Below are 16,346 nucleotides of genomic sequence, written 5' to 3'. Positions count from 1 at the left end.
GGGCGACGCGCCGACGAACCGGTCTCGGCGGCGGGCGGTCGCCCGCCTGCGGTCAGCCCCGCCTCGGCCGGCCCGCCAGCGATCAGCCCGCCGCGGCCGGTTCGTCCGCCGGGTCGCGAACCTCCTCGACGATCAACGGGTAGACCCCGTTCTCGTCATGGACCTCGGCACCGGTCACCGGCGGGTTGAACACGCAGACCGTGCGCATCAACGTCGTCGGACGAAGCTGATGGCGTTCGTTGCCGTCCAGCAGATAGAGCGTGCCCGGGGCCAACTGGTGGACGATGCCGGTCTCCTTGTCGAGCAGTTCGCCCTCGCCTTCGACAACGAACACGGCCTCGATGTGGTTCGCGTACCAGAAGTCGTTCACCGTCCCCGGATACAGCGTGGTCTCGTGGACCGAGAAGCCCACGCCCTCCTTGGCCAGCACGATGCGCTTGCTCCGCCAGTTCGGCGTCTTGACGTCTCGGTCGCCGTCCTCGATCTCGGCCACGGAACGCACGATCACGACTGCCTCCACTCTCGTCCACCGGACTCGTCCGCCGGTCGTCTCACGGGATCGTCACCAGCCGCAGCCCGTCGGCCTCGGCAGCCCGGTGCCGCTCCACCTGCAGGTCGGCCAGCGCCAGCGCCGTGACCCTCGGCGGCACCCGGCCGTGATCCCAGTCGGCCACCAACGGGGCGATCCTGGCAAGCATCTCCTGTCGCAGCACCGAGAACGACAACGCGGCGTCCGCGTCCACTCGCCCAAGGAGCAGCCACCACGCCCAGGCCGCCGCACCGGCGTTCGCCACGAAGTCCGGCATGACGGGGATGCCCCGCTCGGTGAGCCTGTGCTCGGCGGCGGGCGTGGTGGCGACGTTGGCCGCCTCCACGACGACCCCGGCGGCCACCGCGTCGGCCGTCTCCTCGGTGATGGCGTAGGACACGGCCGCCGGGACGAGCAGGTCGACCTCGGCGCTCAACACGGCCTCCCTCGGAAGCCGGGTCACGCTCTCGGGCACCTTGGTCCGGTCGATCTCGCCGAAGCGGTCGCGGGCGTCGAGCAGGGCGGGGACGTCCAGCCCGGCCGGGTCGAGCAGCGCCCCGACCGCGTCGGCGACCATCACGACCCGCATTCCGGCCTCGTGCAGGTACCAGGCGGCACCGCCGCCCATCGTTCCCACGCCCTGGACGGCCACCGTCGTGTCGGAGTTGTGCCAGCCGCGCGCCGCCGCCACGCCGAGACAGCTCTGCGCGACGCCGTAACCGCCCACCACGTCGCCGAGCAGATAGCCGCCCGGCACCGGCGAGTTCAGTCCCGCCCGGACCCGGCGCAGGGTCAGCTCGGGATTGGCGGACCGGCGGATCGCGGCGTGATAGGACTGGTCCAGCCCGACCTCGCCGAACACCTCGTCGATCAGGTGCTGCGGGACGCCGAGGTCCTCCGCAGTGACCCAGTGGTCGTCGAGCCAGGGGCGCATGGCCTGGACGAAACGGCGCAGCACGCCCTTGGCCCTGGGGTCCTTCGGGTCGCAGTCGATCCCGCCCTTCGCACCGCCCACCGGCAGGTCGAACACCGCGGCCTTGATCGCCATGCCCCTGGCCAGGTCCTCCACCTCGGACAGGGTGCAGCCCGCGCGCATCCTGGTGCCGCCGGTGGCCAGGCCGGACACCAGCGTGTGCACCACCAGGTATCCGCGAACCCCGGTATCGCGGTCTGTCCATGTCACCCGAACCAGCGGGTCGTCGTCGATGAGAGCCACCAGCCGAACCTCCTCCCGTGTGCCGTGCAGCCGCCGAACGCCGTCGGGCGTCCGGCTGAGGCCGATGAGGGATGCGTGCACCGGCGGCGCCATCCGCGCCGCCGCACGCCGCTGCGCCCGAAACGGGCTGTCACAGCCTGAATGAGAAGACCCGAAGCAGACAGAGCCAGGCACGCAGACCACCACTGATCGTCATGGAACGCACCTCCACACTCCGCCGCCGGGACGTCACCGAAAGCTAGCTCCGGTAGCGATTTATTGTCAACAATCTGACGATCCTTCGACCGGTAGTGGCGAGATCGGCCGAGCCGGAGTCGCACGTCACGGGCTCGGCCGAGCCGTCTGCCGCGCGGAGATCACCCACTCGGCCGTATGAGAACCTGCGGCTGCGACCGGGCTGACGCGGCGCCCGGCCCGGCACCCGAGGCCCGACGAGTCGTCGCGCACGCCGCCACCGCTTCGGCGCAGCCACTCAGTCCATCGGAATCGCCGATGGCATTCATCCCGATTCATCGTTTGTCTCGATGATGACGGGTCCGCAGAATGGCCGCATGACGAGAGACATCCAGCGCTACGTCGCATTCAGTCGGCAGCCCGACGGCGGGAACCCGGCCGGGGTGCTCCTCGACGCCGACGGACTCGACGAGCAGGACATGCTGCGCATCGCCGCCGAGATCGGCTACTCGGAGACGGCGTTCCTGACCCGCCGGGGCGACCGTCGTCATCTGATCCGCTACTTCAGCCCGCTTGCCGAGGTCGCCTTCTGCGGGCACGCGACGATCGCGTCGGCCGTCGCGCTCGGCGAGTCGATCGGGCCGGGCCCGCTGGTGTTCGACACGCAGGCAGGCGAGATTCCCGTGGAGGTCCGCAGCGAGTCGGACGGCGGCCTCCTGGCCACGCTGACCAGCGTCCCGACCTTCGCGGAGCCGCTCGAACCCGAGCCGGTGACGCGGGCACTGGACCTGCTCGGCTGGGCAGCGTCGGATCTGGACCCCGACTTCCCGCCGACGGCGGCCTTCGGCGGCAACCGACATCTGATGCTCGCCGCCGGGAGCAGGCAGCGGCTCGCCGACCTGGACTACGACTTCGACGGCCTCGCCGAGCTGATGCACGAGCACGGCTGGACCACGGTGAACCTGTTCTGGGCGGAGTCGCCGACCCGCTTCCACGCCCGGAACCCCTTCCCGATCGGGGGCGTCGTGGAGGACCCGGCGACCGGCGCCGCCGCAGCCGCGTTCGGCGGACTGCTGCATGCCCTGGGTCGAGTGCGGGAGCCGCTACAGGTCCGCATCCGCCAGGGCGAGGACATGGGGAGGCCGAGCGAGCTGCTCCTCGACCTCGAACCGGGCGACCGGCGGGTGCGGATCTCCGGCACGGCGACGTCGATCGGCTGACTCGGCCGACGCCGCCGCCCGAGACGCTGCGCCCGGCCGGGTTCGGCCGACCAGGACACGGGAGCGAACACGGCCGAGGCGAGGCTCCGCAGGCGTCAGACGGACGCCGACGGCCTGCCGCGCCCCGAGTCGATGACCCCGGCCGGTCTACGGCCGGGGGTCGTCGGCGGCTCGCTCAGTGCCCGATCAGGTCGAGTCGTCGTAGCGGTTCTGGCTCGGCGGCGTCTCGCTGGGTCGCAGATCCACCTCGGAGGGAGTGTCCGGGTCCAGTTCGGCGAGGCCCGCCGCAGCCAGCTTGCGTGCCTTGCGTTTGTCGTGCACGCGGGCGAGCTGGCTGGCGATGCCGAACAGCAGCACCAGCGCGGAGGCCAGGACCACCATCGACAGCGGGTCCTGGCCCGGCGTCGCGAAGGCCGCGAAGACGAACAGGCCGAAGACGATGCCCCGCCACCACTTCTTGAGCTTGGCGTAGGGCAGCACGCCCGCCCGGTTGAGCATGACGACCAGCAGCGGCAGCTCGAAGCTGATACCGAAGATCATCAGCAGCAGCAGGATGAAGCCGACGTAGGCGCCGCCGGTGAGGGCGGTGAAGAAGTTCCCGGCGCCGAAGCTGGCCATGAAGTACAGGCCTTCCGGCGCGACCAGGTAGGCCAGGACCGCGCCGGTGATGAACAGGACGCTCGCGCAGGCGACGAAGATGCCCGCGAACTTGCGTTCCTTGGCATAGAGGCCCGGCGTGATGAACGCCCAGATCTGGTAGAGCCAGACCGGCGAGGACAGCACGGCACCGGAGGCGAACGCGAGTTGGAAACGCAGCCCGACGACCTCGAAGGCCGTGGTCTGCATCAGCTGACAGGTGCCGTCGTTGGCCTCGAACCGCATGTCCGTCGGCAGCGAGCAGTACGGCCCGGTGATCAGCGAGGACAGCGTCGGGATCGGCCCCGGCCCGAAGTCGAACCAGATGAAGCCGATGATCGCGCCCACCAGCACTGCGGCGAAGGCCAGCGCCAGCCGATATCGCAGCTCGTAGAGGTGCTCGATGAGCGGCATCGTGCCGTCGGGGTTGCTTCGCCCACGGCTTCCACGTCGGCCGAACCGAAGCACCTTCAACCAGCGCAGCGACCGAATCCATCGGACCACGACCAGGCGACCTGCCTTCTCTCTGATGTGCAGCAGCCGGTCTGGAGCGACCGACGGTTTCCCGCTCCGGCGTCACTGCCGGGCGAGACGACTCAGCGCTTGTCGTCCTGGACGGGCTGAGCCGCCTGGAGGGGCTGGGCCGCCGGGACGGGCTGGGCCGCCTGCACCTGCTGCACGGGGGCATTCTCGACGGCGGGCGTCTCGGCCGTGCCGTCGTTGCGGAATCCCTTCGTCTCGGCCTTGAGGATTCGGGCCGACTGGCCGAGCGACCGTGCCATCTGCGGCAGCTTCGTCGCGCCGAACAGCAGCACCAGTACTCCGGCGATGATCAACAACTCGGTTGCGCCCAGACCGAACATTCGCGGGCCTCCCATCAGTGGCTGGGGCCGATCGTACGCAGCCGACCCCGGCGATAGCGAGAGCGGTGGCCCATCGTTGTCCGTGACTTCTTCTCGGGTCCACCGCCTCGTCGGCCCGTCCGGACCACGCGACCGTCGGGCACCGAGCCCGACGCCGGGTCATCGGTGCCCGCCGACGGGGCGGGGCCGGGGCGATCCGGGTCCGAGACGATCGACGGCAGCGCATCGATGCAGATCGGCGGCGAGCCGATGAGCACCTCGTGCCGGACGCCGACCTGCCCCGTCATGACGGGCGGAGATCCGCGATGCGGCGGGCCCTCGGCGCGGGTCCGGCGAACCGTCGGTCGGCGGGCCCGGCACCTGCTCACCGCGATCTTGACCGTGTACCACCCCGATTCACCGGGTACCGCAGTAAAAGACCCCTTCTCACGTTCGTCAGGAGAGCACCGATGAGCACCGCAGCACGGCCCGCCGCGTCACCGACCACCCGGCTGGGCAAGAAATCGCCCGCCGGCGACGTCGTCCTCGATTACCTGCGCAGACAGGAGGCCGCGTTGCTCGAGAACGAACAGGCCTTCCACCGGGGCGAGCCGGACGCCGTGCACCGGATGCGAGTCGCGACCCGACGGATGCGCAGCGCATTCCAGTCCTTCGGCGCGGTCGTCGATCGCGCCGAGACCAGGAAGCTGACCGACGAGCTGAAGTGGCTGGCCGGTGTCCTGGGGCAGTCGCGCGACGCCGAGGTGGTGACCGCGAGGCTGCGCACCCGGCTCGAAGACACCGCCCCGGAGCTGCTGTTGGGCGAGATCGACCGACAGCTCACCCGGCGGACGGCCCGCAGACAGGCCACGGCGGACGAGACGGTGACGGCGGTGCTGGCAGGCTCGCGGTACCGGGCGCTGACCGAGTCGGCGCGGCTGCTGCTCGAACGGCCGCCGCTCACCCCGGCCGCCGAGCAGTGGGCGGCCGAGGTGCTGCCCGCGCTGGTGGCCCGCAGCTGGCGCAAGCTCGACCGCGCCGCGCGCACGGCACTCGCGACGCCGGTCGAGCCGTCGGAATCGGCCGGGGCGGCCGCCGCCGGTTCGAGCGGTGCTCCCTCGACGGTGCCCGTGTCGAACGGCGCGCGGGCTGCGGCGCTGCACGAGGTCCGCAAGCTCGCCAAGCGCACGCGCTACGCGGCCGAGGTGGCCCGCCCCGCCGCAAGGCGGAAGGCCCGCAGACTGGGCAAGGCCCTGCACCGACTCCAGCACACACTGGGCGCCCACCAGGACACCGTGCTCAGCCGCGCGATGCTGCGGGATCTGGGAGCACAGGCACAGACGCAGGGACGGAACGGATTCACCTTCGGCCTCTGGTACGGCCGGGACCAGGAGATCGCCCGGCGCATCGAGGAGGACTTCCCCGGGCACTGGCAGCACGCCGCGCGCCCCCGGCTGCGGCGGTGGACGAGCTGACCCGCGCCACCCGGCGACGCGACGGGACCGACGGGCCCCGCCGTGGCGGCGGGACCGATGCCGCACTACGCCCGGCGCCGCCGGCTCGCCGTGATCCGATGAGATACCGACGGGCTCGGCGCCTCGGTCATCGCACCGCGAGGCGGTAGTCCCCGGTGGCACAGCCGGTGATCCGCCAGCCGCCTGCGACCGCCCGTATCAGCACGTCCCGCACGCCGTCGGCCTGCACGACCGGCTCGGCGCGACCCGGCACCCAGACGTCGAGGACGCAGCTCGACGCCGTCTGCTGATTGCTGCCCGCCAACTCCATCGTGCGTCGGGCCGGATCGGAGACCAGCCGATGCAGCCTGCCCGGCGCCGCCCGCGGATAGCTTCTGCCCAGTACCTCCGCGACCTCGGTGTCGGTCTCGGCGCCGCCGGAGTCGCAGCCTGCCGCGCCAGCGGTCGCGCTCCTCGGCGGCACGGGTCCCGACTGCTGCCCGCAGTCGGGGGCGGCCCGCCAGAAGGCGCCGCCGAGTCGATGCCGATCCGCGACGACGGCCTGACCACGCAGGAGGTCCCCGTCCCCCGCCGCATCCGCCGCCGCGCCCCACTCGCTGATCCAGAGTGCGGCGCCGTGGTCGGCGACCAGCCGTTCGGCCAAGGCCAGTCCTCGTCCGAGCCGGAGAGCCCCGGCCTCAGCGCTGCGGCCCGGCCCGGCCGCCGCCCGTGACGGCGGAGCGAACACCAGCCGAGGATCGTCGGTGAAACCGGGCGGCGGCGGGACGTCGACCCCGACGGCGGCCCAGCCGGCGCTCGGCTCGACGAACACCGGGTGCGGGAAGCCGCCCGCCACCGACTCCTCCGCCGTCCGCACCGCCCGCACCGCGCGGTCGTAGAAGCGGCCGAGCAGGAGACCCGAGGTCAGTGGGGGTCCGTCGCCGATCCGGGGATCGTCGAGCAGGTGGAATCCCGCCACCGCCGAGTTCGTCGCGAACTCGCCTGCGAGGCGGCCCCACAGGTTCACCAGTCGCGTCTGGCTGCCGTCGTCGTCGTAGGCGAAGTCGGTCGGGTCGACGAGCCGGGCGCCTGCGGGATCGGGGGATGCGCAGGGCCCGACGTCCGCCGAGGACACGCCGGGACCCGTGGGTTCGCGATCGGGCTCGCCGGGGCAGGGCGTGGCAGGCCGAATCAGGTCGGCGTGCAGCGCGAGGACTGTGTAGACCTCATGCCGCGCGGCCTGATCCACCAGCGCGCGGATCTCGGCGAGATACGCCTCGTCGACGTGCCCCGGCTCCGGCTCCAGGCGATGCCAGGAGACCCCGACGCGGATGACGCCTGCGCCCCGGGCCGCCAGCGCCGCCAGGCTGCCCTCGCCGACACCTGCCGCGCCTGCGAGCAGATCCGAGACGTTGACACCGCGCAGAAGCACCGCCCTGCCGTCGGCGGTGCCGAGCACGGCGGGCTCGCCGGGGTGGACGGTGAGCCGGGGCAGGCCGGTGCCCTGCGGCAGTCCCGGCTCGGCCAGCAGCAGGTCGTCTCGGCCGATCCGACTCGGCTCGGTCGGACTCAGTGCCAGCGGCGCGGCGAGGATCAGGACGAAGGCCAGCGATGCCAGGGTGGGCAGGCCTCGGACGCGTCGCAGGGCGATCAGCCTGCCCGCCGAGGTCGGCCTGCCCGAGATCGGCCGCCAGAAGGCGCTGAGCACCACCGCACCTGCGGCCACCCCGCCGACGACGAGCCCGTAGGAGAGGCCGTCGGCCTGCCGGATCAGCACCAGCGAGATCCACCACCGATCACCGCCGAGGCGGTCCGCCGGACTCGGCGTGCCGAGCAACGCCAGAAGCTGAGCCAGCCCGAGCACCGAGGCCCCAAGCGTCGTGGCGATCCAGCCGGCCAGGAATGCCGACCTCGCACGCCGCCTCGCACCGATGTGCCGGACGAGCACCGCGAACACCGCGACCGAGGCGGCGGTGAGGATCGTCAGCCCGACGAGATAGCCCACGACGCCCGCTGCCCGGCTCGGCGCAAGGAGCCGCAGGCCGTGGTCATAGGTGAATCCGAGGGAGGAACCCGCCCACCAGTGGCCGCCCAGCCACGGGCCGACCAGGCCGGTGAAGCCGACGAGAGCGAGTCCGTAGACGATCACCATCCGCCGGTCGGCCCGCCGGACCACCGGGTTCTCGGTGTCCGCCGTTCGGCCGTTCTTCCGCCTGCGATGGAGCAGGGCTGCGGTCAACGCCGAAGGCCAGCAGCACAGCAGGGCCGTGACCCCGGTGAATCCGCTCGCCCAGGCGAGGTGCCCGAGCGTCTCGGCGAAGGACAACGCACCCATGCCTGCCGGTGAGGCGAGCAGCGGTGCGACGGCGAGCAGATCGGCGGCGGTCCTGCCGATCATCGCGGCGAGCACCGTGGCGCCCCAGACGAGCAGGAAGATCCACCACCACGGCGCGCGGGGTCCGGCGTCGCGTAAGACGATCGAGGTCGACGCCGCCGTGCCCAGCAGGAGCACGGGTAGCAGGAGCAGGAACGGGGCGACGTCGCGCAGCCCGCCGACGGCGAGCGGACCGCCCTGCGGCGGAGTGTGCAGCGCGATCAGTCCGGTCGGGTCGATGATCACGCCCGCGCCGATGATCAGCATGAGGACCGCGACCGACGCGAGGACCGGAGTGCGGTTCATCCGGCCGAGTCCCGACATGCGCATGCTGTGTGCCTCCACGGCGCCGATGTCGGCAGGGCGCACAGCGAGCAGTGGCTCGTGCCGCCCCGCCGACGAGCCCTCGGGCGAACCGGCGGGCGCCGCCCCGTGTCGACCTCGGGTGTCGACCGCCCCGCGCCGACCGACACGAACGGTCCCGACAGGTCGACGGTCCGCCATCGGACCCTACGGCCACACCGAGCTCGACAGCGCCGAAGTCACCGGATCGTTGGCAGACCGGGGTAGGGCGACCGGTCTGCGTCCGGTGCGCTGCGGCAAGGGCTGGGCGGCGGTCCTCGCCGTGCTGCTGCGGCGTCGACGCTGGCATTCCGCCGTCGGGGAGTCCGCCCCGCGCGGTGCCTCGCTCCGGTTCGACTGCGTCATCCTCGGCGCCGCGGGCCCTGCTGCGGGCCCCATGACCGGGATGGACGCCTCGAGCATCGACTGCGAGTCCCTCCCCGGACCGACGCAGGCGGGTGCTCGTGGTCGCCGACCTCGGCACGCCGGGGCGAGGGCTCCGGTTCGACCGACTCCCCCGGCCCGGCTATGACCGGGTGGCCGATCAGGCCGGACCGCCGACACCGAATGAACCGCCCGACCGCCACACCGCCGGCGGAGCGCCGGCCAGCACCCGCCGGTCGAGCGGACCATCCCTCGAAACGGCGGAACGCATCTCACCAGGCGGAACAGTGTGGCGTCCTTATGGGTTAGCTGCATCACGTTCGAGATGAACGCGAGTCAAGGTCGTGTTGGACCGCCGGGGGTATGCGCTCTCCCCAGACCCCCTGTACTCGTCTGGAGAATTCGTTGAGCTTCACCGGTCAACTCACCGACACGACTCGAACCGCCCCGTCCGTGCCGTCGCGCTGGCGACTCGCCCTCATCCTCGGCGCGATCACCGCCGTCGGACCGTTGTCCATCGACATGTACCTGCCCGCGTTCCCGGACATCAGCGTCGAGTTCGACTCGACCGCGGCCCAGGTGCAGTTGACCCTCACCGCCTGTCTGATCGGCCTGGCGTTCGGCCAGCTGCTGGCCGGTCCGCTCAGCGACGCGCTGGGCCGACGCAGGCCGCTGCTGGTCGGCGTCGCCGTCTACCTGATCGCCTCCCTGCTCTGCGCCTTCGCGCCCTCGACCACGGTGCTCGTGGTGCTCCGCTTCGTGCAGGGCATGGCGGGGGCGGCCGGGCTCGTCATCGCCAGGGCGATCATCCGCGACCTGTACACCGGCGTGGCCGCAGCGAAGTTCTTCTCGATGCTGATGCTGGTCACCGGCGCCGCACCGATCCTGGCTCCGATGATCGGCAGTCAGCTGCTGAGCTTCACGTCCTGGCGCGGCGTCTTCATCATCCTCGCCGTGTACGGCGTGGTGATGGGCATCGCCGCACTGGTCAGCCTGCCCGACACCCTGCCGAGGGAGCAGCGGCGCCGAGGCGGAGTGAAGGACACCCTCGGCAGCTTCGGCCGCCTGTTCCAGGACCGCTCCTTCGTCGGCTACGCGCTGGCGGGCGGCCTGAGCTTCGCAACGATCTTCGCCTACGTGTCGGCGTCCCCGTTCGTCCTTCAGGTGGTCTACGAGGTCTCGCCGCAGGTCTACGGCCTGCTGTTCGCGCTGAACTCGGTGGGCATCCTGATCTTCGGACAGATCAACGGCTGGCTCGTCGGCCGGGTCGCGCCCCGCACCCTGCTCAACATCGGCATGGCCGCCTCGGTCACGGCCAGCCTCGCGCTGCTGTTCCTGGTGAGCACCGGCCTGTTCGGCCTGCCCGGGGTGATGGTCGCGCTGTTCGTCGGCGTCTCCAGCCTCGGCCTGGTCATGCCCAACGCGACGACGCTCGCCCTCGCGGAGTACCCCAACGCCGCAGGCGCGGCATCGGCGCTGCTGGGGACGTTGCAGTTCCTGCTCGGCGCGCTGGCGGCTCCGCTGGTCAGCCTCGGCGGCGAGAACACTGCGCTGCCGATGGCGGTGGTCATGGCAGCGGTCTCACTCGGCGCGCTGGTCATCTACCGCACGATGACCCGTCCCATCCCGGCCGAGGAGCAGGAACTCGCGGCCGTGATCAACGAGGAGACCGGGGCGGAGGCCGCCGCCACCAGCGTCCGCTGATTCGCTCGCTCGTGTCACCGCGTCCCTGATCGGGTTCTCCCGGTCAGGGGCGCGCTGTCGATACAGTCGGCTCCGTGCGGATTTGTGTGTTCTGCGGATCGTCTGACGGCCGAGGCCGGGTCTATCTCGACGCGGCGCGCACGCTGGGACGGCTGATCTCCCGACGTGGCGACGTACTCGTCTACGGCGGGGCCGCCGTCGGCGTGATGGGCGCCGTCGCCGATGCGAGCCTGGACGCGGGCGGCCGAGTGGTCGGGGTGATCCCCCGTCAGCTCGTGGAACGCGAGATCGCCCATCCGAGACTGACGACGCTCCATGTCGTCGCCGACATGCATGAGCGCAAGGCCATGATGGCCGCGAACGCGGATGCCTTCATCGCGATGCCGGGCGGGGCGGGCACGCTGGAGGAACTGTTCGAGATCTGGACCTGGGCACAGCTCGGCCTGCACGCCAAGCCGATCGGCCTGCTCGACGTGAACGGCTATTACGAGCCGCTGCGGGCGATGATCGATCACATGACCACCGAGGGCTTCCTCCAGGAGCGGCACAGCAGGGCGCTGCTGATCGACTCCGACGCCGAGCGGCTGCTCGACAGGTTCGCCGACTACCGGGCGCCGGGCCCGAAATGGGCTCCCCACGAAGCCGCGGAGGCCGCCGACTTGTTCGGGATCACCGAGAAGTGACCCTCACGGGGTGAGCGGGATACGCTCGGTGATCATTCCCGCAGGCGATGCGTGAGGTGATCCGATGGCGAGCGACGACGGGCTCGACACGACGTCGATGCCGCACCACTCCGACGACCACGCTTCCGACCGACCGGGCTCCGGCGGGGCGGACTCGGCGGGACCGGACGCCGAACCCGACGGGGTGCTGTCCCTCCCCTTCCCCGACGCCTTCGGGCTGGACCCGTCCCCGACCTGGGCCGCCCTGCGCTCGAACCGGCCGATCGTCCGAGTCCGGACACTGACCGGCGACGAGGTCTGGCTGGTGACCCGCTATGCCGACGTCCGCACCGTGCTCGGCGACCCGCGGTTCTCCCGCGCGCTGACGGTGCGGCCGGGGGCGCCTCGGACCGCCGTGGCCACGCCGAGGCCGCAGGCCATGACGGCGATGGACCCGCCGGAGCACACCAGGCTGCGCAAGCTGGTCACCAAGGCCTTCACCCATCGGCGCATGCAGCAGATGCGGCCCTGGATCGCCGAGACCGCCGAGAGACTGGCCGACCGGTTGGCGGATCAGCCGCAGCCGGTGGACGCCAGAGCGCATTTCGCGCTCCCGCTCCCCATCGCGGTCATCTGCGAGTTGCTCGGCGTCCCTGCCGACGACCGGCCGCTGTTCCAACGCTGGTCCGAGCAGGTCTACAGCATGGAACTCGCGCAGCGGAGTCAGGTGGAGGCGGACTACGGCAGCCTGGAGGCCTACATCGGCGAGCTGGTCGCCACGAAGCGCCGGGCCCTCACCACCGATCAGGCTCCCGCCGACCTGCTGGCGGAGCTGATCCTCGTGCGGGACGAACGAGACGCGCTCTCCGAGGACGAACTCGTCTCGCTCGGCCTCACGCTGTTGGTCGCCGGGCACGAGACGACGGCGAACCAGATCGGCAGCTTCCTGATCACGCTGCTGCGCGAGCCCGCCCGATGGCAGCGGCTCGTGTCGGCTCCGGAGGACATCCCGACCGCCGTCGAGGAGCTGCTGCGGTTCAACCGGCTCGGCGAGACCGGGCAGTACCGCGTGGCGGCCGAGGACGTCGAGCTGGCCGGGGTGCGGATTCGCGCGGGCGACGGGGTGATCGCGGCCATCGGCTCGGCCGATCGCGACGCTGCGGCCTTCGACGCGCCGGACGAGCTGCGGCTGGCACGGACGGACAATCCACACCTGGCATTCGGGCACGGCGTGCACCACTGCCTCGGTGCGCCGCTCGCCCGTGTCGAACTCCAGGAGAGCCTGCGAGTGCTCACCGCGCGGTTCCCGACGATGCGCCTCGCGGTGGCGCCGGAGGAGCTGCGCTGGCGACGCGTCTTGATCAGCGGAGTCGCCGAACTACCGGTGTCGCTGTGACTCTCCGGATTTACTACCGGACGGGAATGATGCAAATACTCCTTTCGGGTGAAACCGTGGCGGCCAGAAGTCGGTAGTCGGTTGGTGCGTTCACTCGTCGCAACAATGCCTACCAGGCCGTACCGTGAAATCACTCTCCTTCCTGGAGTCGAAGTCGGACGTCGGTTCTCGACGTCCGAATCCCCAAGGCGGGACAGGGACCGCGCCCTTCCCTGTCCCGCCCGTTCACCGCAGGCGGCGGCCGAACCCCGGGCAGGCCGACGACCGAGGTCACTCGCCCCGAGCTCCTCCCGGCCCGTCGTCAGCCGGTCGCGAACCGATAGCCGGCATCAGCCGGGTGAGCACCCCGGGCCGCGCCGTCGCCGCCGTACCCCGCACCGGATCCTTCGCTCGCGGCATGCGACCTCGTATCGCGCCTGGTCATCGCGGGCGGCGCAGCCCGGCCAGCACGAGGGTGATGACATCGTCGGCCTCGGCCCGCCAGTTCGGGCGGTCATGGGCCGCACCGATGCCGTGCAGCGCCATCATCACGGCACCGGCGTCCACGTCGTCGCGAACGGCGCCGTCCTGCACGGCGGCGGCCACCAGGTCGGTGACCGCCTGCTCCAGCGCCCGGCTGCCCTCGGCGAGGGCGCCCGAGCGATCGGCCATGATCGTGGCCAGCGTCCGAGCCAGGCCCTCGTGGGTGTCTATGTGGTCGACCATGCCGCGTAGGAAGGTCGCCAAGGCCTCCGTCGCGGGCAGCGTGGTCTGTAGCAGGCGGGCGCGGTCGCACAGCACGGCGACCTCCCCTCGGTAGACCGCCTCGGCCAGGGCCTCCCTTGTGGGGAAGTGGCGGTACAGCGTGCCGGTGCCCACCCCGGCCAGGCGGGCGAAGTCATCGAAGCGCAGGTCGAAGAAGTCGCCTGCGTCGAAGACCTCTCGCGCCTTGGCGATCAGGACATCGCGGTTGCGTCGGGCGTCGGCCCGCAGCGGCTTGTCGGCGGTCATGCGCTACCTCGCGGTTGACAAATGGAGATAATCTCCATATTTTGGAAAGTGGAGATCGTCTCCAATTCGATCGTACCCCACGAGGTGCAGCGTGAAGATCCTGATGTTCGGCCGAGGCGTGATCGCCACCCTCTACGGCTGGGCCCTGGAACAGGCGGGACATGACGTCGAGTTCTACGTCCGGCCGGGCCGCGCGGCGACGTACGGAGACGCAGTGGACCTCGACCTGCTCGATGCGCGGCGCCGGGTGTGGGGGCAGCGCGTCGTCGAGAAGTGGCCGGTGCGCTACCGCGAGGCACTGGAGCCGGACCACTCCTTCGACCTGATCGTGCTCAGCGTGCCGCACCACCGCCTCGCAGAGGCGACGGCCTTCTTGTCCCCACGTGTCGGCCACGCCACGGTGCTGGTCTTCGGCAACATCTGGACCGAGCCGCCTGCCGCGATCGGCACACTCCCTGTCGACCAGATCGCCTGGGGCTTTCCCCAGGCCGGTGGCGGTTTCGACGCGGACGGCGTGCTCCGTGGGGCGCTGCGGCCGTCGGTCGTCTTCGGCACCCTCGGCCGACCCCCGACCGACCGGGAGCGGGCCGTGCGCCAGGCCTTTCGCGAGGCCGGGCTCCGGATTCAGGAGCAGCCTGACTTCCGAGACTGGCTCTGGGTCCATTTCGCATTGGGTGCAGGCCTGCTCTCGCAAGGCCTGCGGCGGGGTTCCCTGTCCAGACTGGTCGGGGCGACGAGCGACCTGCGCGAGGGGCTGCTGGCCGGCCGCGAGCTGCTGCCGCTCCTCCAGGCGCGCGGCCTCGACCTGCGACGTCACCGGGGCAGTGTGCTGCTGTTCCGGGCGCCCACCTGGCTGACGGCCCCCGCGCTCGCCTGGCTGACTGCTCATGTCGCGCTCGTGCGCGTGAGTTTCTCGGCTCAGTCCGCCCCCGACGCCGAGGAGCCGCGTGCGGTCTGCCGGGACACCCTGGCCGAAGCACGACGGTTGAACATCTCGGTACCGCGCCTGGAAGCGGTGGAGCCGAGCTTCGCGCGGGAGGGGACGGGGCAGGTTTGAAATACCGATGTCCCGGTGGTCCTTTGCGGCTCCTCGGTCCGCCGAGTCCCAGAACCGAACCCGGTCGCACTGGTCGACCAGCTGCCGTTCACACACGGCTTTTCGCTGTCCAGCCTCTCTCGCCTGTCCGTGACGTCGTGGAAGGAAAAAGTCATGACCACCGCCGAGAAGCACGAGTTCCCCATGGCCCGTACGTGCCCGTTCGCGCCGCCGCCTGCGTACGAGGAGATCCGCGAAGAAGAGCCGGTCTCGCGGGTTCGCCTGCCCGACGGCGGGTGGGCCTGGGTGGTCAGCAGGCACGAAGACGTGCGAACCGTGTTGAACGACCGGCGGTTCAGCGCCGACCGGCAGCATCCGGACTTCCCAGCGCTGGTCGAGGGCGAGGCGGCGTCCCGGCGGCCGGACGAGGAGCGCTTCCTGATCGCCATGGACCCGCCAGAGCACGGGCCTGCGCGCAAGGCCGTACTCGGCGAGTTCACGGTGCGCCGGTTGGAGGCGCTGCGGCCGAGGATCCAGGAGATCGTCGACGAGCGGATCGACATGCTGCTGGCCGGGCCGCAGCCCGGTGACCTGGTGGACGCGCTGTCGCTGCCGGTCCCGTCGCTGGTGATCTGCGAGATGCTGGGTGTGCCCTACGCCGACCATGAGTTCTTCCAGGAGAACACGGTGAAGGTGATCAAGCAGTCGACGCCGCCCGAGGAGCGGTGGGCGGCGATGGGGGCCATCCAGGGCTATATGGCCGACCTCATCGCGGAGAAGGAGAAGAACCCGCCGGACGACCTGCTCGGGCGGCAGATCGTCACGTTGCGCGCGAACGGCACCTACCGGCGGACGGCACTGACAAGCATGGGCTTGCTGCTGCTCGTGGCAGGCCACGAGACGACGGCGAACATGATCTCGCTGTCGACCCTGGCGTTCCTGCGCAACCCGGAGCAGCTCGCGATGATCAAGGCCGACCCGAGCAGAACGCTCAGCGCGGTCGAGGAGATGCTGCGGTACTTCACGATCATCGACGTGGCGACGGCCCGGCTGTGCGTCGAGGACGTCGAGGTCGGCGGGCAGCTGATCCGCGCAGGCGAAGGCGTGCTGGCGCTCGGCTATTCGGCCAACCGGGACCCGAGGGCGTTCGAGAATCCGGACGAACTCGACATCGAGCGCGGCGCCCGCCACCACGTCGCGTTCGGGTTCGGGCCGCACCAGTGCCTGGGCCAGAACCTGGCCCGGATGGAACTCCAGATCGTGTTCGACACGCTGTTCCGCCGTGTCCCCACGCTGGAGCAGGCGATGGACATCGACGAGCTGCCGTTCAAGGACGACGCGAACATCTATGGCCTGTACCAGCTCCCGGTGACCTGGTAGCGGACGA

General features: G+C 71.1%; 13 protein-coding genes. 7 read left to right on the top strand and 6 right to left on the bottom strand.

The annotated features are described in order from the left end of the window. Positions 1–82: 82 nt before the first annotated feature. Positions 83–508 (bottom strand): ectoine synthase, encoded by a 426-nt coding sequence (locus UA74_RS07015; protein WP_075743501.1) that lies wholly within the window; start codon positions 506–508, stop codon positions 83–85. Between the two features lie 43 nt (positions 509–551). Continuing rightward, entirely contained in the window at positions 552–1,745 is a 1,194-nt protein-coding gene (locus tag UA74_RS07010) for a Glu/Leu/Phe/Val dehydrogenase dimerization domain-containing protein (protein ID WP_075743500.1), read from the bottom strand. 551 nt (positions 1,746–2,296) lie between these two features. On the opposite strand from UA74_RS07010, the gene UA74_RS07005 reads away from it, so the two are divergent. Continuing rightward, positions 2,297–3,139 carry a PhzF family phenazine biosynthesis isomerase gene (locus UA74_RS07005; RefSeq protein ID WP_075739554.1) on the top strand — a complete coding sequence of 281 codons (843 nt, stop codon included), beginning with the start codon at positions 2,297–2,299 and terminating at the stop codon, positions 3,137–3,139. Positions 3,140–3,325: 186 nt separating this feature from the next. On the opposite strand, the gene tatC is transcribed toward UA74_RS07005, so the two are convergent. Together tatC and tatA are read right to left on the bottom strand one after the other, a co-directional pair. Beyond that, on the bottom strand, positions 3,326–4,189 hold the full coding sequence (gene tatC, locus UA74_RS07000) for a twin-arginine translocase subunit TatC (RefSeq protein WP_083682991.1): 864 nt from the start codon (positions 4,187–4,189) through the stop codon (positions 3,326–3,328). A gap of 182 nt (positions 4,190–4,371) precedes the next feature. Beyond that, entirely contained in the window at positions 4,372–4,638 is a 267-nt protein-coding gene (gene tatA, locus UA74_RS06995; RefSeq protein WP_075739553.1) for a Sec-independent protein translocase subunit TatA, read from the bottom strand. Positions 4,639–5,087: 449 nt separating this feature from the next. Here tatA and UA74_RS06985 point away from each other — a divergent pair, with 449 nt between their 5' ends. Next, positions 5,088–6,092 carry a CHAD domain-containing protein gene (locus tag UA74_RS06985; RefSeq protein ID WP_075739551.1) on the top strand — a complete coding sequence of 335 codons (1,005 nt, stop codon included), beginning with the start codon at positions 5,088–5,090 and terminating at the stop codon, positions 6,090–6,092. Positions 6,093–6,219: 127 nt separating this feature from the next. Here the strand turns inward: UA74_RS06985 and UA74_RS06980 are convergent, their stop codons facing one another. Next, positions 6,220–8,775, bottom strand: coding sequence for a cellulase family glycosylhydrolase (locus UA74_RS06980; RefSeq protein ID WP_198042948.1), 2,556 nt, complete (start codon positions 8,773–8,775; stop codon positions 6,220–6,222). Positions 8,776–9,576: 801 nt separating this feature from the next. On the opposite strand from UA74_RS06980, the gene UA74_RS06970 reads away from it, so the two are divergent. The 3 genes from UA74_RS06970 to UA74_RS06960 all read left to right on the top strand — a co-directional run bounded on the left by UA74_RS06970 (position 9,577) and on the right by UA74_RS06960 (position 12,933). Continuing rightward, positions 9,577–10,875: a Bcr/CflA family multidrug efflux MFS transporter gene (locus UA74_RS06970; protein WP_075764063.1), complete on the top strand. Its 1,299-nt coding sequence runs from the start codon at positions 9,577–9,579 to the stop codon at positions 10,873–10,875. Positions 10,876–10,949: 74 nt separating this feature from the next. Further along, on the top strand, positions 10,950–11,558 hold the full coding sequence (locus UA74_RS06965; protein WP_075739548.1) for an LOG family protein: 609 nt from the start codon (positions 10,950–10,952) through the stop codon (positions 11,556–11,558). Positions 11,559–11,622: 64 nt separating this feature from the next. Further along, positions 11,623–12,933, top strand: a complete 1,311-nt coding sequence (locus tag UA74_RS06960; RefSeq protein ID WP_232237660.1) for a cytochrome P450 — start codon at positions 11,623–11,625, stop codon at positions 12,931–12,933. A gap of 420 nt (positions 12,934–13,353) precedes the next feature. On the opposite strand, the gene UA74_RS06955 is transcribed toward UA74_RS06960, so the two are convergent. After that, the gene (locus UA74_RS06955; protein ID WP_075739547.1) at positions 13,354–13,923 is read right to left on the bottom strand and encodes a TetR/AcrR family transcriptional regulator; all 570 of its coding nucleotides are present in this window, start codon (positions 13,921–13,923) and stop codon (positions 13,354–13,356) included. A 91-nt stretch (positions 13,924–14,014) separates the two neighbouring features. Here UA74_RS06955 and UA74_RS06950 point away from each other — a divergent pair, with 91 nt between their 5' ends. Further along, positions 14,015–14,980, top strand: a complete 966-nt coding sequence (locus UA74_RS06950; protein WP_075739546.1) for a ketopantoate reductase family protein — start codon at positions 14,015–14,017, stop codon at positions 14,978–14,980. A gap of 153 nt (positions 14,981–15,133) precedes the next feature. Then, on the top strand, positions 15,134–16,339 hold the full coding sequence (locus UA74_RS06945) for a cytochrome P450 (RefSeq protein WP_075764061.1): 1,206 nt from the start codon (positions 15,134–15,136) through the stop codon (positions 16,337–16,339). Positions 16,340–16,346 lie beyond the last annotated feature (7 nt).

This window comes from Actinoalloteichus fjordicus (assembly GCF_001941625.1).
Taxonomy (GTDB): domain Bacteria; phylum Actinomycetota; class Actinomycetes; order Mycobacteriales; family Pseudonocardiaceae; genus Actinoalloteichus_A; species Actinoalloteichus_A fjordicus.
The sequence above is the reverse complement of the archived record's forward strand: the minus strand, read 5'-3'. Positions and strand labels throughout refer to the sequence as shown.